General features: G+C 72.5%; 19 protein-coding genes and 2 pseudogenes. 13 read left to right on the top strand and 8 right to left on the bottom strand.

Features of this window, described 5'->3' with window-relative positions; genetic code table 11:
- Positions 1 to 12 precede the first annotated feature (12 nt).
- Positions 13 to 1,524 (bottom strand): flavin-containing monooxygenase, encoded by a 1,512-nt coding sequence (locus ACFYZY_RS19590; protein WP_388695544.1) that lies wholly within the window; start codon positions 1,522 to 1,524, stop codon positions 13 to 15.
- 220 nt (positions 1,525 to 1,744) lie between these two features.
- Between ACFYZY_RS19590 and ACFYZY_RS19585 the strand changes: the two genes are divergently transcribed.
- Together ACFYZY_RS19585 and ACFYZY_RS19580 are read left to right on the top strand one after the other, a co-directional pair.
- Positions 1,745 to 2,506 carry a TetR/AcrR family transcriptional regulator gene (locus ACFYZY_RS19585; protein WP_388695541.1) on the top strand — a complete coding sequence of 254 codons (762 nt, stop codon included), beginning with the start codon at positions 1,745 to 1,747 and terminating at the stop codon, positions 2,504 to 2,506.
- A gap of 114 nt (positions 2,507 to 2,620) precedes the next feature.
- Positions 2,621 to 2,785, top strand: a complete 165-nt coding sequence (locus ACFYZY_RS19580) for a hypothetical protein (RefSeq protein WP_388695540.1) — start codon at positions 2,621 to 2,623, stop codon at positions 2,783 to 2,785.
- A gap of 108 nt (positions 2,786 to 2,893) precedes the next feature.
- On the opposite strand, the gene ACFYZY_RS19575 is transcribed toward ACFYZY_RS19580, so the two are convergent.
- The 3 genes from ACFYZY_RS19575 to ACFYZY_RS19565 all read right to left on the bottom strand — a co-directional run bounded on the left by ACFYZY_RS19575 (position 2,894) and on the right by ACFYZY_RS19565 (position 6,368).
- Positions 2,894 to 3,838 carry a bile acid:sodium symporter gene (locus ACFYZY_RS19575; protein WP_388695538.1) on the bottom strand — a complete coding sequence of 315 codons (945 nt, stop codon included), beginning with the start codon at positions 3,836 to 3,838 and terminating at the stop codon, positions 2,894 to 2,896.
- A 458-nt stretch (positions 3,839 to 4,296) separates the two neighbouring features.
- Positions 4,297 to 5,295: a type I glyceraldehyde-3-phosphate dehydrogenase gene (gene gap, locus ACFYZY_RS19570; RefSeq protein ID WP_388695537.1), complete on the bottom strand. Its 999-nt coding sequence runs from the start codon at positions 5,293 to 5,295 to the stop codon at positions 4,297 to 4,299.
- Positions 5,296 to 5,411: 116 nt separating this feature from the next.
- Positions 5,412 to 6,368, bottom strand: coding sequence for a GlxA family transcriptional regulator (locus ACFYZY_RS19565; protein WP_388695534.1), 957 nt, complete (start codon positions 6,366 to 6,368; stop codon positions 5,412 to 5,414).
- Positions 6,369 to 6,594: 226 nt separating this feature from the next.
- Between ACFYZY_RS19565 and ACFYZY_RS19560 the strand changes: the two genes are divergently transcribed.
- Positions 6,595 to 7,860, top strand: coding sequence for a serine hydrolase domain-containing protein (locus ACFYZY_RS19560; RefSeq protein ID WP_388695531.1), 1,266 nt, complete (start codon positions 6,595 to 6,597; stop codon positions 7,858 to 7,860).
- A gap of 52 nt (positions 7,861 to 7,912) precedes the next feature.
- Here the strand turns inward: ACFYZY_RS19560 and ACFYZY_RS19555 are convergent, their stop codons facing one another.
- Together ACFYZY_RS19555 and ACFYZY_RS19550 are read right to left on the bottom strand one after the other, a co-directional pair.
- Entirely contained in the window at positions 7,913 to 8,434 is a 522-nt protein-coding gene (locus tag ACFYZY_RS19555; protein ID WP_388695529.1) for a GNAT family N-acetyltransferase, read from the bottom strand.
- A gap of 143 nt (positions 8,435 to 8,577) precedes the next feature.
- Entirely contained in the window at positions 8,578 to 9,333 is a 756-nt protein-coding gene (locus ACFYZY_RS19550; RefSeq protein ID WP_388695528.1) for an alpha/beta fold hydrolase, read from the bottom strand.
- A 185-nt stretch (positions 9,334 to 9,518) separates the two neighbouring features.
- On the opposite strand from ACFYZY_RS19550, the gene ACFYZY_RS19545 reads away from it, so the two are divergent.
- The gene (locus ACFYZY_RS19545) at positions 9,519 to 9,956 is read left to right on the top strand and encodes a nitroreductase family deazaflavin-dependent oxidoreductase (RefSeq protein ID WP_388695525.1); all 438 of its coding nucleotides are present in this window, start codon (positions 9,519 to 9,521) and stop codon (positions 9,954 to 9,956) included.
- A 253-nt stretch (positions 9,957 to 10,209) separates the two neighbouring features.
- Positions 10,210 to 10,674 (top strand): annotated as a pseudogene (locus ACFYZY_RS19540) (transposase).
- A gap of 95 nt (positions 10,675 to 10,769) precedes the next feature.
- Here ACFYZY_RS19540 and ACFYZY_RS19535 read toward each other — a convergent pair.
- Positions 10,770 to 11,081 (bottom strand): annotated as a pseudogene (locus tag ACFYZY_RS19535) (transposase); the annotation flags it as partial.
- Between the two features lie 173 nt (positions 11,082 to 11,254).
- Positions 11,255 to 11,743 (bottom strand): hypothetical protein, encoded by a 489-nt coding sequence (locus ACFYZY_RS19530; protein WP_388695522.1) that lies wholly within the window; start codon positions 11,741 to 11,743, stop codon positions 11,255 to 11,257.
- A 428-nt stretch (positions 11,744 to 12,171) separates the two neighbouring features.
- On the opposite strand from ACFYZY_RS19530, the gene ACFYZY_RS19525 reads away from it, so the two are divergent.
- The 8 genes from ACFYZY_RS19525 to ACFYZY_RS19490 all read left to right on the top strand — a co-directional run bounded on the left by ACFYZY_RS19525 (position 12,172) and on the right by ACFYZY_RS19490 (position 20,345).
- Positions 12,172 to 12,369 carry a hypothetical protein gene (locus tag ACFYZY_RS19525; protein WP_388695519.1) on the top strand — a complete coding sequence of 66 codons (198 nt, stop codon included), beginning with the start codon at positions 12,172 to 12,174 and terminating at the stop codon, positions 12,367 to 12,369.
- Between the two features lie 861 nt (positions 12,370 to 13,230).
- A complete protein-coding gene (locus tag ACFYZY_RS19520) occupies positions 13,231 to 14,439 on the top strand; it encodes a cytochrome P450 (RefSeq protein WP_388695517.1) in 1,209 nt (402 codons plus the stop codon).
- Positions 14,440 to 14,480: 41 nt separating this feature from the next.
- Positions 14,481 to 16,538: a cytochrome P450 gene (locus tag ACFYZY_RS19515; protein ID WP_388695514.1), complete on the top strand. Its 2,058-nt coding sequence runs from the start codon at positions 14,481 to 14,483 to the stop codon at positions 16,536 to 16,538.
- Positions 16,539 to 16,587: 49 nt separating this feature from the next.
- Complete coding sequence (locus ACFYZY_RS19510; RefSeq protein WP_388695512.1) at positions 16,588 to 17,478, top strand: alpha/beta fold hydrolase; 891 nt, start codon at positions 16,588 to 16,590, stop codon at positions 17,476 to 17,478.
- A gap of 81 nt (positions 17,479 to 17,559) precedes the next feature.
- On the top strand, positions 17,560 to 17,799 hold the full coding sequence (locus tag ACFYZY_RS19505) for an acyl carrier protein (RefSeq protein WP_388695509.1): 240 nt from the start codon (positions 17,560 to 17,562) through the stop codon (positions 17,797 to 17,799).
- Complete coding sequence (locus ACFYZY_RS19500) at positions 17,796 to 19,028, top strand: beta-ketoacyl-[acyl-carrier-protein] synthase family protein (protein WP_388695506.1); 1,233 nt, start codon at positions 17,796 to 17,798, stop codon at positions 19,026 to 19,028. Before ACFYZY_RS19505 ends, ACFYZY_RS19500 begins: the two co-directional genes overlap by 4 nt.
- Before the next feature lie 19 nt (positions 19,029 to 19,047).
- Positions 19,048 to 19,269, top strand: a complete 222-nt coding sequence (locus ACFYZY_RS19495; protein ID WP_388695504.1) for an acyl carrier protein — start codon at positions 19,048 to 19,050, stop codon at positions 19,267 to 19,269.
- A gap of 50 nt (positions 19,270 to 19,319) precedes the next feature.
- Positions 19,320 to 20,345, top strand: coding sequence for a beta-ketoacyl-ACP synthase 3 (locus ACFYZY_RS19490; RefSeq protein ID WP_388695502.1), 1,026 nt, complete (start codon positions 19,320 to 19,322; stop codon positions 20,343 to 20,345).
- The last annotated feature ends 10 nt before the right edge of the window (positions 20,346 to 20,355 follow it).

Below are 20,355 nucleotides of genomic sequence, written 5' to 3'. Positions count from 1 at the left end.
GTGGGTGGGGCGTCAGGCCGCCGGGGTCCGGTCCTTGCGGTCCGCGGGCCGTCCCTCGGGAGCGGTCCGGCCGAACCGGAGCGCGGGGTCCTCGATCGGGGAGTCCCGCAGGGCGCGGCGGTCGCGGTAGTAGTCGTTCCAGATCCGCCACGGGTCCCGGAGGCCCTGGCGGGGCATGATCGCGTCGCCGCGCGCGATGTAGCCGGAGGTCAGCGACTCCCCCATGACGGAGACCGGGGAGCGGTCGTCCTCGGCGGCGACGGGGGTGGCGCTGGTGAGGCCGTGCCGGTCCATGTGGGCGATGAGCCGGCTGAAGTAGGCGCAGGCGAGGTCGGCCTTGAGCGTCCAGGAGGCGTTGGTGTAGCCGATGATCATCGCCAGGTTGGGGACGCCCTCGAGCATCACGCCCTTGTGGAGGAGGCGGTCGCGGGTGACGACGGGCTCGCCGTCGACCGCCATCTCCATGCCGCCGGCGAGCTGCAGCCGCAGGCCGGTGGCGGTGACGACGATGTCGGCCGGGATCTCCTCGCCGGACCCCACCTTCACGCCGGTCTCGGTGAACGTCTCGATGTGGTCGGTGACCACCGAGGCCCCGCCGCCCTTGAGCGCCTTGAAGAGGTCGCCGCCGGGGACCACGCACAGCCGCTGGTCCCAGGGCTTGTACGAGGGGGTGAAGTGGCGCATGTCCACGCTCCTGCCGACCCGCGCCCGCACCGCGCCGAGGAGGACCGCGCGCATGAGGCGGGGGGCCTTGCGGCACAGGGTGTACAGGCCGCGCTGGAGCGCGATGTTGCGGACGCGCCCCACGCGGTGGACGAGCCCGGCCGGGACGCGCAGCCCGCGCAGGACGGTGGAGACGGGGTCGTCGGCGGGCAGCGCCAGGATGTACGTGGGCGAGCGCTGGAGCATGGTGACGTGCGCGGCGGTGCCGGCCAGCGAGGGGACCAGGGTGATGGCGGTGGCGCCGCTGCCGATGACGACCACGCGCTTGCCCGTGTGGTCGAGGTCCTCGGGCCAGTGCTGCGGGTGCACGAGGGTGCCGCCGAAGCGCTCCTCGCCGGGGAACTCCGGCCGGTGCCCGGCGTCGTAGTCGTAGTAGCCGGTGGCGCCCACGAGGAAGCGGGCGGTCCAGAGCCCGGTCTCGCCGGTGGCCTCGTCCAGGGTCTCGACGGTCCACCGCCCCTCGTCGCTCGACCAGTCGGCGCGGACGGCCCTGAGTCCGAAGCGGATGTGCTCGGTGACGCCGTACTCCTCGGCGGTGGCCTGGACGTAGCGGCGGATGTCCGTGCCCTCGGCGAGGACCTTGGTGCCGTGCCAGGCGCGGAAGCCGTAGCCGAAGGTGTACATGTCCGAGTCCGAACGGATGCCCGGGTAGCGGAACAGGTCCCAGGTGCCGCCGATCCGCGCACGCCGCTCGACGATCGCGTACGTGGTGCCGGGGTTCCCGTCGGCCAGGTGGCAGGCGGCGCTGATGCCGGACAGCCCCGCGCCGACGATCAGTACATCGACGTGCTGGTGTTCCATCTCGTTACCCCTCTGTCGCCGACCCGCGCCTGGCCTCGTACCGGGTTCCGGGACCGTCCGTCCTCGTCGCCGCCGGTCCCCGGGAGGGCCGGACGTGTGCGTCCGGCTCCGGAATTTACCTGTGTCACTGCGTCCAAGGTACCGGCGGTAACACGATGTGGCCAGCCCCGGGAAGCGTCTGCGTGCCGCCCGCCGGGAGCGGCCGGGTACGATCCACGCCGTGGCGGAGGACAGGAACACAGACGGCAACGCCCGGCCCGACGGCCGGGACACGCGCTGGACCGGCCACCGCGCCGAACGCCGTGACCAGATCCTCACCGCGGCCCTCGCCGTCATCGGCCGGGAGGGGACGCCGGTCAGCGTGGCGGCCATCGGGGCCGAGGCCGGGGTACCCCGCTCCGTGGTCTACCGGATCTTCCGCAGCCGTGAGGACCTGGACGAACAGATCCGCGCGCGCATCGCCGACGACCTCCTGGCCTCGCTCTATCCGGCCCTCGATCCGAAGGGCACGATCCGGGAGGCCATCGAGCTGGCCTCCGCCACCTACGCGGGCTGGGTCGCGGAGCATCCCCGGCTCCACCAGTTCCTCGGCATCGGCTCGCCCGAGCACCGCCTCAGCGGTTCCCGGGTCGTCGCGGGCACCCGCACCGCCATCGCCCTCCACCTGGCGCGCCTGCTCGACTCGTACGCCGAGCAGATGCTCGGCGGCGGAAGGGCGCCGGCGGGCTTCACGCTCAACCTGGCGTTCGGCATGGTCGGTCTGGTCGACGGGGTGGTCGACCAGTGGGCCGCCCGTCCGGGGTCGAGGAGTTCCCTCGACGAGCTGACCCACTTCCTCAGTGACGCCCTGTGGGGCATGCTCTCCGGGGCCACTCCCCGGCTGGGGCTGAAGCTCGACCCCGACCAGCCGATCGGATCGGCGCTGGAGCTGCCGCCCCCTCCCCCGGGCGGGCCGGGGACGCGGGGGAACACGCCCTGGTGAAGTGCCCGCCGGCTCCGTTTGCGGAGCGGCGGGCGCCGGGTTTGAGTGTGGACGGGACCCCTCGCACCGCGGGAACCCGGTCCCGTACGCCCGCGCCACGGCAAGGAGAGAGCGATGGCGCCCCACCACAAGTCGAACGGGGAAGTCGAAGGCGACCCGGACAGCGGGCACGGACGCGGTATGCCCCGGCGCCCGGACGAGCAGGAGCTCGACGAGCGGCTCGAGGAGGACCGCGAGGAAGCGGGCCTGCCCCCCGGCCAGGACGACGGAACCGCGTAGGACCCGTCCGAACCCGTCGACCGGTGGGGGAGGCCGCCCGCCGGTCGGCCCTCCCGCGCCCGCGCCGGCACCGGGAGGGGTACGGGGCCGGGCGCCCGGCCCCGCGGCTCAGGCCGGGTCGGGGAGCAGCCGGGGGACGAGGCGGACGCAGACGACCATGCCGAGGACCTCGACGAGGGTCTGGACGACCACGACGACCGGCGCGAGGGCCAGGGAGTCGTGCAGGGCCATGGCCAGCGGCAGGACGACGAGGGAGTTGCGGGTCGCGCCCGTGAAGACGATCGCCCTTCCGGCGGACGGCCCGAGGCGGAACAGCCGGGCCACGGCCTTCCCCCCGAACGCCATGACGACCAGGAACGCCGCGTAGAACGGGACGACGGCGACCACGCCGGACAGGTCGCCGCCCAGTGCGGGCACCTGGGAGGCCACCACGGCGAGGAGGACGGCGCCCATCAGGGGCACCGTCGTGGCGGTCGCCGCGCCGGAGACCCTCCGTCCGGACGGGCGGCGGGCGGCCCACGCCTGGAGGGTCCACGCGAGGGCCAGCGGGACGGCGATCAGGACGAGGAACGCCTCGGCGAAGGGGCCGGCCTCGACCGCGCCGGACAGCCCGGAGCCCAGGAACAGGCGGAGGAACAACGGGAGCAGCGCCATCTGCGCGACCAGCAGGACGGGCGTGGCGGCCAGCAGGCGGCGGCTGGAACCGCCGGCCAGACCGGAGAAGACGATCACGTAGTCCACGCACGGGCAGAGCAGCACCAGCAGGACGCCGAGCCGGACCGCCCGGTCGTCCGGGAGGAACGCGAACATCGCGGCGACGACCAGCGGCACGACCACGAAGTTCACCACCAGGGCGGCGGCCAGGAACCTGCCGTCGCGCAGCGAGCGCGCCAGTTCGGCGGCCGGGACCTGCAGGAACCTGACGAACAGCAGCGCCCCGAGCAGGGGAGCGACCGCGTGCCCGAGTCCCGTCCCGAGACCGGGGACGGCCCGTCCGACCAGGGCGCCGACGGCCATCGCCGCCAGATAGACCGGGACCTGACGGCGTTCCATCCGCGCGACCGCGCCCCGCGGTCCCCGCTGCGACACCCGAACCGCTCCCTCGTCCCGTGCCGGCCGTTCCGTGGCGACGGCATCGCGTTCATCCTCGCAGGTCACGTGTCCGCGAGGAGCGGCCGGCCGACGGGGGCGGGGACCGGCGACCCGGTTCCGCCGGCGGTCCGGACGGGCCCGCGCCGGTCCTGGACGGCGGGAAGGCCCGTCCCCGCCGTGCCGGAAACGCGCCGCGGGGGGCCCCCCCCGGGGGGGGGGGGGGGGCCCGGGGGGGGCCGGCGGGGCCCCCCCGGGCCCGGGCGGGGGGCCCCGCCCCCCCCCCCCCGCCCCACAACCCCCCCCCCCCCCCCCCCCGGGGGGGGGGGGGCGCCCCGCGGCGGGCCGTCCGTCGTCACCGGTGGCCGTCGTCGCCGGTCACCGGTCCCACCGGCGCCCGGCTTCGCGAGCGGACGGCCTCGTCAGTGGCCGGCGAGGAGTCCGAGCGTGTCGATCACGCGGTTCGAGAAGCCCCACTCGTTGTCGTACCAGGCGACCACCTTGACGTGGCGGCCCTCGACGCGGGTGAGCGCCGAGTCGAAGATCGACGAGGCCGGGTTGCCCGTGATGTCGGAGGAGACCAGCGGGTCGTCCGAGTACTCCAGGACGCCCGCGAGCGGGCCCTCGGCGGCGGTGCGGTACGCCTCCAGGACGTCCTCGCGCGTCACGTCGCGGGAGACGGTCGTGTTCAGCTCGACGATCGAGCCGACCGGGACCGGGACGCGGATCGAGTCGCCGGACAGCTTGCCGTCCAGGTTGGGCAGCACGAGGCCGATGGCCTTGGCGGCGCCCGTCGAGGTCGGGACGATGTTGACGCCGGCGGCGCGGGCGCGACGCGGGTCGCGGTGCGGGCCGTCCTGCAGGTTCTGCTCCTGCGTGTAGGCGTGGACCGTCGTCATGAAGCCGTGCTCGATGCCGGCGAGGTCGTCGAGGACCTTGGCCAGGGGGGCGAGCGCGTTGGTCGTGCAGGAGGCGTTCGAGACGATCGTGTGCAGCTCCGCGTCGTACGCGTCGGTGTTGACGCCGTACGCGAGGGTGACGTCGGCACCGTCGGCCGGGGCGCTGACGAGCACCTTCTTCGCGCCGGCGTCGATGTGGGCGCGGGCGGCCTTGGCCGACGTGAAGCGGCCGGTCGCCTCCAGGACGATCTCGACGCCCAGTTCGGCCCAGGGCAGCTGCGCCGGCTCGCGCTCGGCGAGGACCTTGATGCGGTGGCCGTCGACCACGAGGGTGTCGCCGTCCACGCTCACCGGGCGGCCGAGACGACCGGAGGTCGAGTCGAAGGCGAGGAGCCGCGCGAGCGCGGTGGGCTCGGTGAGGTCGTTGACCGCGACGACCTCGAGGCCGCTGTCGCGCTCCAGCAGCGCGCGCAGCACGTTGCGTCCGATGCGGCCGAATCCGTTGATGGCGATACGAGTCATGGCGATGTCCCTTCGGTTCGCCCCCCATGCTCGTGCGCGGTGTCCGTCCGGGACAGCGGCGTGATCGCCACGGTCCGCAAGTATCCCGCCAGAACGCCGGTGCCTTCCGGAACCCGCTATTCCCCCCGGGTGAACGTGCGGCGGTACTCGCTCGGCGTGGTGCCCAGGATCCGCTGGAAGTGCAGCCGCAGGTTGGCCCCGGTGCCGAGGCCCACGTCGGCGGCGATCTGTTCGACACCCCGCTCCGAGCGTTCGAGGAGTTCACGCGCCCTGTCCACGCGGGCCCGCATGACCCACTGCATCGGCGTGTACCCGGTGTCCTCGGCGAACCGGCGCGAGAACGTGCGCGCCGACACCGCCGCGTGCCGGGCCAGGACGTCGAGGGTGAGGGGTTCGCCGAGCCGGCGCAGCGCCCATTCGCGGGTGGCGGCGAACCGCTCGCCGAGCGGTTCGGGCACGCTGCGCGGCACGTACTGCGCCTGGCCGCCGCTGCGGTACGGGGCCGCGACCAGGCGCCGGGCCGCGTGGTTGGACGCGGCCACGCCGAGGTCCCCGCGCAGGATGTGCAGGCACAGGTCGATGCCCGAGGCGGCGCCGGCGGAGGTGAGGACGCTGCCCTCGTCGACGAAGAGCACGTTCTCGTCCACCTTGACCAGGGGCCGTTTCGCCGCGAGGGCCCGCGTGTAGTGCCAGTGCGTCGTGGCGCGCCTGCCGTCGAGGAGGCCCGTGGCGGCCAGCGCGAAGGCGCCGGTCGAGATCGCGGCGAGCCGGGCTCCCCGGCCGTGGGCGGCGATCAGCGCGTCCACGACGGCCGGGGGCGGGTCCTCGCGGTCCGGGAAGCGATAGCCCGGGACGAAGACGACGTCGGCCCACGCGAGCGCGTCCAGGCCGTGGGCGACCTGGTACGCCAGACCGTCACCACCGGCCACGACGCCGGGTTCCGCGCCGCAGACGCGTACCTCGTACGGCATGCTCGCGCGGGTCGTGAACACCTGTGCGGGGATGCCGACGTCGAGGGGTTTGGCCCCTTCGAGGACGAGGACGGCGACGCGATGCAGACGGGAAACGGGCACGTCACGAGGGTACGCGGGGGCGCGGAGCGGCCGGACGGGAGCCCGCGGCCAGAAGCGGATCAATGCATTCCGGTTCTCGTGGTCCGTGACAGGAACCCTTCCGGGCCGGAGGGACTCATGATCCATGGGCCCGGGGCCGCGCCGCGACGGCGGTGCCCCCTCGCCCCTCGCGGCCCGCCCGTGGCGCGCCGCGCCGAACGATTCCGACGAAGCCGAGGAAAACACCGTGCCCCTGACGTCGCACCGGCGCCTGACCGTGAGCGCCACCCTGATCGCCGCGCTCGCCGCCGGCCTCGCCCCCGCCACCCACGCGTTCGCCGCCACCCCGCGGGAGGCCGTCCCGACGGCGGCCACCGTGCCCGCCCCCGACATGGAGGGCGTGACCGCCGCGCTGGAGGCGGCCGTGGCCAACGGCGCGCCGGGGGCGATGGCCCGTCTCTCCGGCCCCGACGGCGTCCGGACCCGTACCGTCGGCGTCCGGGACCGGGTGACCGGAGCGCCCATGGACGTCCGGTCGCGGTTCCGGATCGGCAGCGTCAGCAAGACGTTCTCCACGGTCGTCCTCCTCCAGCTGGTGCAGGAGGGACGGCTGACGCTCGACTCGCCGGTCAACACGTACCTGCCCGGCCTGCTCCCCGACGACCGCATCACGGTCCGTCACCTGCTCACCCACCGCAGCGGTCTCGCCGACTACACCGACCGGATGTTCGCCGACACGGTGCCGGGCTTCGAGTCCGTACGGAACCGGGTGTTCAGCTTCCAGGAGCTGGTGGACCTCTCCCTGGCGCTGCCCCGGACCACCGAGCCCGGCGTGTCCTACAAGTACTCGAACGCCAACTTCGTCGTGGTCGGCATGCTCATCGAGAAGCTCACGAGCCGCCCGGTGGCGGACGCGTACCAGCGTCGCGTCTTCGAGCCGCTGGGGCTGCGCGACACCTCGTACGTCCACCCCGAGACCCGCATCGAGGGCCGGCACGTCCGCGGGTACCTCCACCCCGACGCCGCCGGCGACCCGCTGGTGGACTCCACGGAGCAGACCGTGTCCTGGGCGCAGTCCGCCGGCGCCGTCATCTCCAGCCCCGCCGACCTGAACACCTTCACCGGCGCCCTCATGCGCGGCCGTCTGCTCTCCCCGGCGATGATGGAGGAGATGACGACGGTGACGCCGACGGACGCCACCAACACCCGCTTCTACGGGCTCGGTCTGCGCCGTTACGACCTGTCGTGCGGTGTCCGGGTGTACGGGCACACCGGTACCGTCCAGGGCTTCTACACGTACGCCTTCTCGACGCGCGACGGCCGGCGCAGCCTCTCGGCCATGGCGAACGCCTCGAACCGCGGCGCGGTCAACACGGCGCTCGGCGGGACGCTGGAGGCCGCGTTCTGCGGTCCGAAGCCGGCCGCGGTGCCGTCCTCGCGCGCCGCCTCCCCGTCCGGCGCCCGTGACGTCTCGTCGCTGCCGGCCGAGCGGGACCTGCCCGAGCGGCACTGATCCCTCCCGGCGGGGGCGTCCGGGCCCGCACCGCCCGGACGCCCCCGGCCGGTCACGCCCGGTACTCGGTGAGGTCGATGGCGTGGACGCGCAGGGGGGTGCCGTGGACCGGGTGGTCCGTCTCGCGCCCGGGCTTCATGCCGAGCTTGCCGGCGACGTTCTCGGACGCGTGGTCGCTGATGTGCGTGACGGCGACGACCCGGTCGAGCCCCCGGTCCTGGAGCGCCCACTCCAGGACCGCGTGGGCGGCCTCGGAGGCGTAGCCCTGGCCCCAGAACTGACGGCCGAGGCGCCAGGTGATCCCGACGTCCGGCAGGGAGTCCTGCACGGAGAGCCCCGCGAAGCCGATGAGCTCGCCGGAGCCCAGCAGTTCGACGGCGAAGAGGCCGAAGCCCTCCTCGTCCCACTCCTCCTCGTACCGCTCGATGTCCCCGGCGGTCTCCTCCAGGTCACGGACCGAGCCGTCGTCGATCCAGCGCATGACCTCGGGGTCGGCGTTGATCTCGGACAGCGGGACGAGGTCGTCGTCGGTCCAGCGGCGGAGGAGGAGGCGGGGGGTGCGGATCTCGGTCATGGTTCCATCCTGACGCACGCGGCGGGGTGCCTCCGCCACCGGAGGCGGGCGGGGCGCCCCCGCCACCGGGAAGCGGGCGGGCGGCGGGGCCGGAAGGGACCGGACCGGCCGCGCCGCCCTCCCCGGCGGAGACCGGTCCGCCCCTACGGGAGGGAGCGGGCGAGCGCCGCGGCGAAGCCGTCCGGGTTGTCCAGCATCATGTTGTGCCCCGCTCCGGGGATCTCGACCACCGGGACACCGGAGGCGGCGGCCTTCTCCGCGTCCGCGTCCGGCAGGCTCGCCTCCCCCACGAGGAAGGTCCGGGGGACGGCGAGTCCGGCGAGGAGGTCTCCCGGTTCGGGGGTGCTCCCCTCGACGAGCGACACCGCGCAGCGGTGCACGGCCCTCGGGTCGGCGAGGCGCAGCCGGGCGGCGTAGTCGGGACGTCCGGCGAGGGCGAGCATGCGGGCGAACCCCTTCGCCACGAACGCCTCCTCGCTCTGGGCGGCCACCGGCGAACTGAACGCTCCCCCGCCGCCGTACAGGTTCGGCTCCGCCACCACGAGCCGGGCGACCAGGTCGGGCTGGGCCGCCGCCAGGTGGATCGCCACGGCGCCGCCCATGGAGTGTCCGACGAGGTCGGTACCCCGCACGCCGAGGTGGTCGAGGACGGCGGCCACCACGACGGCCTGGGACTCCACGCGGTAGTCGAAGTCCGCGGGCCGGTCGCTCAGCCCGTGGCCCAGCAGGTCCACCAGGAGGGCCCGTCCGCCGCGGAGCGCGGGATGGGTGGCGATGTGGGCGAAGTCCGAGGCGGCCGTGCATCCGAGGCCGTGGACGAACACCCGCACCGGGCCGTCGCCCGGCAGGTCGATCCACCGGACGTACGCTTGCTGCTTCTCCAGGAACAACTCCCGCATGCCGCTCTCCCCGTGTCGTGGCGCTGCCGTGCCGCAGGCGCCGTCGTACCGTCGGGGACCACCCTACGAGCCGGTACCGACAACGCCTTCCGGAGCCGCCTGCCGTGAAGGGCGCGGGGCGTCGGATAGCGTCGGTCCGAGCCGAGCCGAGCCGACGGTGCCGGACGCGATCCGAAAGGACACCCATGCCCCTCGAAGGTGAGTACGAGCCCAGCCCGACGCAGTGGGTCCGGGAACAGGTCGAGCTCTACGAGTCGTCCGGGGGCACGCAGGGCACGACCATGCGCGGCATGCCGGTGGTGCTGGTGACGACCCGCGGCGCGAAGAGCGGCAAGCTCCGCAAGACCCCGCTGATGCGGGTGGAGCACGACGGGGCGTACGCGCTCGTCGCGTCGAACGGCGGCGCCGTGGAGCACCCCGTCTGGTACCACAACGTCGTCGCCTCGCCGCTGATCGAGCTGCGGGACGGCACCGAGGCGTGGGACATGAGGGCCCGGATCGTCACCGGCGAGGAGCGCCGCGCGTGGTGGGACCGGGCCGTCGCCGCCTTCCCCGACTACGCGGACTACCAGGTCAGGACCGACCGGGAGATCCCCGTCTTCGTGGCGGAGCGGGTCGGCTAGTAGTGCTTCCTTACGTCGGGTGCTCTTGTCTGGTGGTGGGCGTCTTCTTGTCGTGAGGCGTGGGGAGGTGGAACGGCTCCGGCCGGGTTGGCGGAGTTCGTCGCCGGCGTGTTCGCCTCGCTTCCGCGACGGGATCAGCGGCGGTGGGGCGGGTGTCGTCTGCGCGGCCTGATGCCGGACGGTCGGCGCGAGTCGGTCCATCCGGTGGACGAGCGGCTGCCGGACGGGAACACCCAGGGCCCTGCAACAGTTCGTGGACCAGTCGCCGTGGGATCCGCTGCCGGTGCGGCGGCGGATCGCCGAGCGGCTCCGCGAGGCGGTCCGTCCGAAGGTGTGGGTGATCGCCGACGTGTCGTTTCCCACGTGCGGCACCGCTTCGGCCGGGGTGGCCCGGCAGTACCGCTGAGCACCCGGGAAACGGGCGCACTGCCAGGTCGCGGTCAGTGTCCATGCCGCCACCGACACCGCCTCGTGCCCGCTGGAGTGGCAGTTGCATCTGCCGCGAGGACGGACGGACGAGCCGGACCGCTGCCGCAGGGCAAGGGGGCCGACGGATGTCGCCCACCGGGAAAACGGCGTCTGGCGCTCGGCCCGCCGGACACGCTCACCGGCTGGGAGCCGAAGGCACCGGTGGCGGCCGCCGATGCCGACTACGGCGTCAGCACCCCGTTCCGGACCGGCCCGGAGAAACGCGCACTGTCCTGCGTGCCCGCGCTGACCGGCGGGGAAGCCGCCCACGTCGAAGGGGCCGAGCCGCACCGGCCCCAAAACCCACACGCCGGCCTGACCCCCTACCAGGTCCTCGACACCCTTCAGGACCCGGTCGATGGCGGCGTGCCCGGCCGTGGAGGAGTGGACGAGGTAGACAGCTACCTGGAAGTTCTCGGTCCGGCCCGCAGTTCCGGTGTACTGGCACCGGACTCCAACGCTGTGGGTGCCCTTCTTGAGGTCGCCTGTCTCGTCCACGACGAGCACGGCATCCTCCCCCCGGAGGTGATCGACGACGAAGGCCCTTGTGTCGCCGCGTACTTGGTCCGCGCCCCGGGACGCGCGACTGAGCAGGCGCTGCATGCCGGCCGGACTCTCGTCCCCGGCGTGCTCGGTGATCGTCCAGCAGTCCTTCCTCGCTGTGGCCCACGGCCACTGGCCGATCTTCGTTTGTCCGCACAACCGACCATGATCAACGGTGGCCGTCTCCGCCCGTGGACCGGCCGCACCCAGTGACTGAGCGCTTCGGTTGGGCAGTTGAGCGTTGACCGGGCAGGTATGCCGTATCCCGTACGAGCGTCGTCCCCGTTCTACTCCACCGGCTCGCGCCAGGCGGCGACGAGATCGTGGAAGTGCGAGAACCGGGCGCCAGGAACAGTCTCGCCACTGAACGTCTCGCCGTTGAGCCAGCAGATGTCAAAGATGTCGGTCTCGGTGTCGAGCAGGCAGCACACACCACCGGTGGTGGCGGTGAGGTGGGTGAACACCTTCCTTACGCTCGCGGACCGCGCGAACATCCGGCTCATGCTCGAGGTAGCGGCCGTGAACTGCAGTGACGCGAAGTTTGGGCGCCATGCGGGGGAGAACCTGACAGTCAGGTAGACGTACCCGACCGGCACTCGTCCCCGCTCGTCGATCCTGCCGGAATCGCGGAGGAAGAACTCGCGCATCGCGTCGTCGACGTCGATGACGATCGAGGTGTCCAGTTCGAGCGTGCCGCCTGCTGAACAGTCGACCGGTTCGCTCTTGAAGTTCGAGGTGAACGGCAGGATCAACTGCTCTCCGCCCGGCAGGGTCACCCGAAGCGGCGGCACATCGCGGCCTTGGGGGGGGAGAGCGCGGCCAGTCGGGTCAGTGCCCTCCCCACGTTCCGAGGGGGCATGAAGATCTCGTAGCTGTAGTCCAGTCCCATGCCGCCCCGCTTCCCCTGCCCTGGAACAGGCGTCCTTCCATGATCTGGATCGGTCGCCCAGTTGATTCACACCGGGCGGGATCAGGATCTACAGCTGGAGCATCAGGAACAGACCAAGATCACTCCGCGGACCCATCGGACAGGTTCCGGCCGCTGTACGGCGGATCCGGCGGAGCCATCTCCTGAGCAGCCTCGACGCGCCCGTGTCCCGGGGGTGTGCCGGGGCAGGGCCTTCGGCCGGGAGGGAAGAGGGACAGCGGCTCGCATGAGGGCTGTGGCCCGGTGCGGGGCCTCCCCTCCGGCGATCACGCGTTCGTGTCCAAGCGCGTGCTTCGCGGGCAGCCGGTCGTGCGCGTGCACCTCGACGAGGACGAGGACTGGCAGGCGTTCTCGGGTGCCGAGCCCCGCTGGTCCGGACGCCCGCGGCTGATTCACGCGGCTCATCCGCCGGAACGCGATCCGTCGTCGGCCGGCCTGCCGGCCCTGGCGCTGGGCCACCTCGCGACGCGATGAGTCTTCCGGCCCGACCCGGCGAATCTTCCAGGGATGACGGCCGGGAACGGAGCCGAAGCCGGGCCACGGCCCAGGTGCCGTGGGAGACGCGGGCCAGGCCCTCTTGTCGTAGCGGGTGGTGGCGACCCGGGAGTTCTCGAGCCGGTCGGTCTCCGCTCGGCCTCGTTGCGGCGCTTGTGGATCTCGTCGTCGGAACCGGTGGGGCGGCGGCCGTTGCCGCCGCGCCGTTCGCGGTCGGCCCGCCGCTCCTTCGGCTCGGGAACGGGGTCCTCGATCCGCCGTCTTCGCGGGCGGCGGCGGTTGCGGCGTGAGCCGTGTGCCTTGTCGCCGCCGAGGCCCTGAAGCGCGTCCGTCCCCGTGCGGGCGGGGAACGCGGACGCGCTTCAGGGCCTCGGCCGTCTGCGGTGCGCCGCCCCGCCCGCGCCTCACCCTCCAGGGCCACTGGTGGCGACACCCGACTGTCGGGCGAACAGCTCCGGCATCACCCGATCAAGTCCAGTAGCCACCGCAACAGCCGCTTGATCATCTCCTGAAAGCGACAACAATCCCGCTTCGCACCCACTACCAGAACATCAACACCACCATCCCACTGACGCCTGCCCACTGCCATCCCACCACCCACTCACAGCCCACGGACAACGATTTAACGAGTGGCTTAATTTACGCTGGACGGACGCCCCGATCGAGGGAAAATAGAGATGTCCCCCGCAGGCGGCACGGCACACACTCCTTCCCCTCCCGCCGAACGCGGCGTTTTCACTGCGCAGACCAGAAAAACCAAGCGATGATTCAGTGAACTTCACGGACCTGTCGACTGCATGCACTATTGCCGTGTGCGCCGTCGAGAAAAGGAGTATTCGCGTGAAGCATCCGGGCGGCGAGTCCGCACCCCCATTTTACGCTTCCCGTCTGCTCGCCGGCCTCCGACTGCCCGCCGCACGGCTGGATCCGTACCCCCTACTGGAGCAGATGTCCGCGCCCGGCCCCGTCCTCGTCGGCGACGACAAGGTGGTCCTGATCACGGGCTACCGCGCTTGCGCCGAGGTCCTGAAGAGTCCGGAATGGGGTGTCATAGACGCGGCCTGGTCGGACACGGTTATTCCGAACTGGCGCGAGCACGGAAGCCGGATCGCTCTCATGAACACCGCTCTCGGCACCAACGGCGCGGAACACCAACGGCATCGAAAGTGCATGATCCCCGCCCTTTCCCGCCGGTCCCTTGAAAAGCAGCATACGGCTTTGCGGGAACTCACCGCCACCGAAATCCTAAATTTCCGTGACGGTTTCCCGGACGCCGATTTCGCTCCCACTGCCGACCGCATAACCATCCTGGCCACCTGTCGTGTCCTCGGCATGGTCCCCCACGACTTCGACACGCTGAGGAACCTTGTCGCGGATATCGCCGCCTGTCATGAGATATCCCCGGCCCCGGCTGTTCTGCAGCGCGCCGACGAGGCCGTCGACGCGCTGCGTTCGTACCTGCGGGTCGCCCGGGCCGTTCCCGGGGGCCTGCTCTCGGAATTGCGCGAAGCCGAGGCCCGTCACGGTGACGATCTCGGTTTCGCGATCCCGCTGGTGCTCCTCATCGCGGGATGGGAGACCACGTCGTTCCTCCTGCTCAACCTGCTGCTCCTGCTCCATCGGCATCCCGAGCAGGAAGCGCTGCTGCGCCAGGAACGCGCGCTCATCCCGAACGCCGTCGAAGAGGCCCTCCGGTTCGAGCCGCCCACGCTGCTGGACACCCGCGTGGCACTGCGCGACACGGTTGTGGAAGGCCGCTCCATCCCCGCCGGCCGACTGGCCTACGTCTTCCACGCCGCCGCCAACCGTGATCCCGCCGCATTCGCGGAACCGAACCGTTTCGACGTGCGGCGCGACACCGCCGGCCACCTCGCCTTCGGCCACGGGTCCCACCTCTGTGTCGGCGCGCAACTCGCCCGTGTCGAGGCCGCCCTGCTCCTGGCAGAAGTTCTCGACCTTTTTCCCGACGGCCTGGAAGTGACCGGTGTGGAGCATCGCCCCGGCCTCGGTTTCCGCGGCTTCCGAAGCCTGCGGGTCGCGCGGCCCTGAGCGACCGCGCGGGATTCCACCCGAGCCCTGGAAGGAGCATGATGCCCTCCGCGCCCTCCACTCCCCCCGCGGCCGAGCGACAGGCCCTGCTGAAGCTGTTGCACACGCTGGTGTCCAGCGAAGGCCGCAGCAACCCCTTGCCCGTCTATGAGGAGTTCCGCGGGCGGGGGGCGGCCGTCAAAGTTCCCTGGGGGGCCTTCGTCGTCACCTCCCACGCCCTGTGCCAGGAGGTGCTGGCCGGTCAGGACTGGCTGAGCCTCGATGCGCACTGGCGCAGCCAGCACCTGCGGGAGCCGAGCCGGCCGGTCTTCGAGTTCCTGGAGAACACCGTCCTGGCCGTCAACGCCCCCGAGCACCGGGCGGTACGCAAGAGCTTCAACGCGTTCTTGCCGGCGTCCGGTGTCCGGGCCGCCCGGCCCCTGGTCGCCGGACTCGTCGATCGCTGCCTGGACACCCTCGACACCCGCCTGCGCGCCGACGGCGTGGCCGACTTCGCCGGGACCGTCAGCTCGTGGCTGCCCATGGCTGTCGTCTCCGCCCTCTTGGGGCTGCCGTCGGCGGACAACGATCTTCTGCGGCAGATCAGTCACGACGTCGCCTACGCGCTGGACCTCACCCCGTCGGCGCGCAACCTTCGCCGCGCCGATCGCGCGGCCGTTTCGTGGGCGGCTTACTGGGCTCACCTGTGTGCCGAGCCCGCCACCCGCCTGGACGGGACCGCACCCCTGGCACAGTGGCTGCGGTCGCCGGACGCGGCCCGGCTGGGTGAGAAGCGGGTCTCGGCCATGGTCGGCGTCACGGTTGTCGGCGGGCACGAGACGACCGCGGGCCTGATCTCGCACGGTCTGACCGCCCTGTTGGAGCGGCCGGAGCAGGCCGCGTGGCTGAGGGCCCACCCCGAGCGCGCCCCGGAGGCGGTGGAGGAGCTGCTCAGGTTCGTCTCCCCGGCTCAGCTCCTGACCCGGTACGCCCCGCGCGACACGGAACTGGCGGGGTTACCGGTCAAGGCCGGTGAACTCGTCCACACCGTGCTCGCCGCCGCCAATCGCGATCCGGCCGTCATCGAGGACGGCGACCGGCTCGACGTGACCCGCCCCCCGATGCGGCATCTCGCGCTGGGGACCGGGGTGCACTACTGCGTCGGTGCGGCTCTGGCCCGCTTGGAGGCCGAGGTGCTGATCCCCGCCGTTCTCGACCGGTTCCCCCGACTCACCACCACGTCCACGGCCGTCGGCAACGACAACCTCGCCTATCGCTACCTGCTGTCGATGCCGGTGCGCGTCGCCGCGCCGTCCGGCCGCCGGTCCGGCACCGTGCGCTCCGACGCGGCAGCCGGGGAGGGGCGTGTCACCGCCGTCACCGACGGAGCCGTCCTCACCGTTGTCCTGGATCGCCCCGGTGCCGGCAACACCCTGGACACCGCGGCACTCTCCGCGCTCCTGGACGTCTTCGCCGGCCTCCCGTCGCGGCCCGGGATCCGGACGGTCGTCCTCGCGGGGGGCGGGGACACTTTCTGTGGCGGTCTCGACATCGACGAGCTGCGGCGACTCGCCGACAGCGGCCAGGACGGCCTCAGGCCCGTCCTGACGCTGGCCGACCGGTTGTGCGCGGCGATCCGCGCCGCGCCGCAGATCACCATCGCCCGGCTGCACGGCCCTGTGGTGGGCGCTGGAGTCGGCCTGGCCGTCTGCTGCGACCTGCGGATCTGTGCCGAGGACGCCACGTTCAGGCTGCCGGAGGCGACGTTCGGCCTCCCCTTGGCGTGGGGAGGGGTCCTGGCGCGGCTGGTGGCCGAGACAGGCGCCGCCCTGGTGCGGGAGATGGTCCTCACCGGCGACCGTATCGACGCCGCCACCGCACGCGGCCGCGGCCTCGTCCACCGGACGGTGCCCGCCGCCCGCCTGGCCGACGCCTCGTCCGGCTGGGCGCGGCGCCTGGCCCGCAAGGACCCTGCGGCGATCTCCACGACCAAGCGGCTCCTGGACGCCCTTACGCCTTCCCACACAGGCGTCGACGCGGACGTCCTCGCCGCCGCCCTGCTGCGTACTCGCTCCCCGCACGCGCACGGAGCCCCGATCCGCCCGCCCGTACCGGGCTGATCTCCGGCCGGCCGCACCGCATCCCGCCCCTCTGACGGAAGAAGGCGCCATGGCGACCCGCATCGACGATCAGAAGCAGCCGGTCACCGGCAAGCACGTCACCGTGGACGGCGTCCGCGTGCACTACTACGAAAGCGGCAGCGGCGACCCGGTCGTCTTCCTCCACGGCATCGGAGGCAGCGCTGACAACTGGTGGCGCGCTGTGGCGAAGGTGGGCCGCACCCACCACGCCATCGCCATCGACCTGCCCGGGTACGGCAGGTCCGACCCCTTGCCCGACGACGTCGGCGCGGAGCGGACGGCGGCCTTCCTGTGGCGAACGGTCGAGGAGATCGGGCTGTCGCACCCGGTCCTGGTGGGCCACTCGTTCGGGGGCCTGCTCTCGCTGATGATCTCCCTGGACCATCCCGGAGCCGTGCGCGGGATGGTCCTGATCAGCTCCGGAGGGCTCGGGCGGACCGGAAGTCCGAGTTCCCTCGCCCTGGCCTTCACCCCGCTGGGAATGGTCTACCCGTGGCTGGCGCGGCTGCCCTTCGGCCCGGAGGCGCTCGTGGCCTCACTGGCCGTGTCCGGTGCGTGCCGGCCCTGGCGGCTGCCACACCTGTGGTGGCGGACCGAGCGGAAGGCGGCCTCCTCCTACACCGCGCTGCGGACCACCGTGCGGGACCTGCGCAAGATGTCCGTGCCCTGGGGTCAGAAGTACGTCCTGCTGGACCGGCTGCGGGAACTGCCCATGCCCTGTCTGACGCTGTGGGGCACGCACGACCAGATGACCCCGTTCTGGCACGCGATCGCCGCGGACCGGCGGCTGCGCCACGGGACGCTGCGGTTCTTGCCCTTCACCGGCCATCTGCTGCCCAGCGAGGCCGAGGGCCGCTTCCTGCGTCACCTGCTCGACTTCCTCGGTGAGCTCCCGGCAGCACCGGCCCCCTCCGCCTAGCCCCGCGCACGGCAGGGCGACCGACGCAGCCGCACTCGCACCCTGACAGACCCGTCTGTCCCTCCGTGAAGGGAACCGTCCGTGCTCACCATCCCCGACCAACTGCGCACGCTCCTCACTTCCAGGTTCGACATGCTCGAGTCCCAGTTGGAGGACGACCGGCGCCTGGCCGAGCTCGACTTCGACTCGCTGGCGCTGCTCGAACTTTCCGTCGCCTGTTACGAGGACCTCGGCATCGAAGTCGGCGACACCGAGCTGAACGGGAACATGCGGCTCAGCGAGTTGAGCTCGCTCGTCTCCGCGCGGCTGGAGGCCCGTTGACGCCCCGGCCCGGCGGTCCGGTCGCCGTCACCGGGCTGGGACTGGTGAGCGCGGCCGGCACGGACGTCGACAGCAACTGGAAGACGGTTCTCGCAGGCGTCTCCACCGCCGCCGAGGACCCGCGCCTGGCGGACCTCCCCCACCGGGTGACCTGCCGTGTGCCGGAGATGGACCTGACGGGTTTGCTCGGCAGGGGCCGGGCCTGGCGTCTGGACCGCTTCGTGCAACTCGCCCTGGTCGCGGCCCGGCAGGCCGTCGCCGACGCCGGGCTCGACGGCGGGGCGTGGGACGGGGCCCGGGTGGCCGTTGTCCTCGGCGCAGCGCTGGGCGGGACGGCCACCTGGGAGGCGCAGCACAGCCGCTTCCACGATCACGGCCCCGCACGGATCTCCCCGCTGGTCCTGCCGATGTGCCTGCCCAACATGGCGTCCGGAGAGGTGGCCATTGATCTGGGCACCCGCGGTCCCAGCCTGTCCGTGAGCACCGCGTGCGCGTCCGGCACCACCGCGGTCGGCCTCGCCCGGGATCTCCTTCTGCAGGACCGCTGCGACGTCGCCCTGGCCGGTGCCACCGAAGCGTGCCTCTCTCCGTTCACGGTCACCGCGTTCGGGCGGATGAACGCGCTCGCCGACCCCGCCCAGCCCGCCGCCAGGGCCTCGCGGCCCTTCGACGCGGACCGCTCGGGCTTCGTGATGGGCGAGGGGGCGGGCGTTCTGGTGCTGGAGCGCCCGGACGATGCGCGCGGCCGGGGCGCCGCCGTGCGGGCACTGGTCACCGGCTTCGGATCCTCGTCCGACGCATACCACTCCACGGCGCCCGACCCGTCGGGGAAGAGCGCGGCCCTCGCCGTCCACGCGGCGCTGGCGGACGCCGGACTGGGCCCCGGGGACGTGCAGCACGTCAACGCCCACGGCACCTCGACCCGCCTCAACGACATCACGGAGGCCGGGCTCATCGCCCGTACCTATGACGCGTCCCCCTCCGTGACCGCCACCAAGGGCGTCACCGGGCACACCTTGTCGGCGGCGGGCGCTCTCGAGGCCGCCTACACGGTGCTCGCCATCCAGCATGGTGTGACGCCACCGGTGGCCAACCTCACCCGCGTGGACGACTGCGCGGGCATCGACCTGATCCACGGCGGCTCCCGCCGCGAAGCGGTACAGGTGGCTGTCAGTCACTCCTTCGGATTCGGCGGGCACAACGCCGTGCTCGTCGTCCAGCGCGCCTAGGCGACAGATGGGACGACAAGTGGATTACGACGACCTCGCCGGCCTCCTGGTCCGCATGTTTGACGTGGATCCGGCCGGCCTCTCCCCCACCGCGACGCTCCAGCAGCTCGACCTCGACTCACTCGCCTCGGTCGAACTCGCCGTCGCCTGCAACGAACGGTTCCACACCACGGTGGAGGAGACGTCCTTCACCCCCGAGCACCGCCTCGCGGACATCGTCGACCTTCTTCGGTCGCACTGACCCTCCCCCACCGGCCAAACCCGCGTGCAGCGGACAGGGGAGGGCGTGAAGTGGAGCAGAGACCGGGAAAGAGAGAGGAGCGGAAGGTGACCGAGTCCGGGCACCGAAGGACCGCGGTCGCGGAGAGCGGCTCACCGGCTACGGGTGCGCGCATCGCGGGCCTGGGAGCGTACCGGCCGCAGACGGTGGTGAGCAACGAGCAAGCCGCCGCGGACGCGGGGGTGGCCCCCGAGTGGATCGCCCAGCGCGTCGGCATCCATGAGCGCCGCCGTGCCACCGGGTCCGAGACCGTCGTCGGTATGGCCGTGGAAGCCGCCCGGGAGGCACTCGACGCCGCCGGGAAGGACGCGAACGATGTCGACGTGGTGATCCTGGCGACCTGCTCACTGCCCACCGCCATGCCCAACGGCGCCGCACGGGTGGCCGCCGGCCTGGGCTGCCGGGCCGCCGCGGGCTTTGACCTGAACGCCGCGTGCGCCGGGTTCAACCACGCTCTGGCCGTGGCCGACGGCCTGGTGAGGTCCGCGGTCGCCCGCAACGTCCTGGTGGTGGGCGCCGAGCGGATGACCGACTGGGTGTCCGCACACGACCGTGACACCGGCCCGATCTTCGCCGACGGTGCGGCAGCCGCCCTCGTGGTGCCCGCCATCCGACCCGGCATCTTTCCGGTCGCCTGGGGCGGGGACGGCGAACGCGCCGACCTGATCCGTATCCGTGCCGACACCGGCCGGATGGAGATGGCCGGCCGCGAGGTGTTCGCCTGGGCCGTCACCGCGCTCACCCCCGTGATCCGCGCCGCCTGTGAGCGGGCGGGCTTCGAACCCGGCGAGCTGAAGGGGTTCGTGCCGCACCAGGCGAACCTGCGCATCGTCAAAGCTCTCGGTGCCGCCGTCGGCGCCGCCGGCTCGGTCACCGCCACCGACGTGACGCACACGGGCAACACATGCGGCGCATCGGTCCCGCTCGCCCTCCACGCCCTGCGGCAAAGGGGAGAGCTGACGGCCGGGGACCCCGTGCTCCTCCTCGGCTTCGGCGCCGGACTCTCCTACGCCGCACAGGTCGTCCTCAGCCCGTGAACACCGTCCG

Source organism: Streptomyces sp. NPDC001744 (assembly GCF_042892575.1).
Lineage (GTDB): Bacteria > Actinomycetota > Actinomycetes > Streptomycetales > Streptomycetaceae > Streptomyces.
The sequence above is the reverse complement of the archived record's forward strand: the minus strand, read 5'-3'. Positions and strand labels throughout refer to the sequence as shown.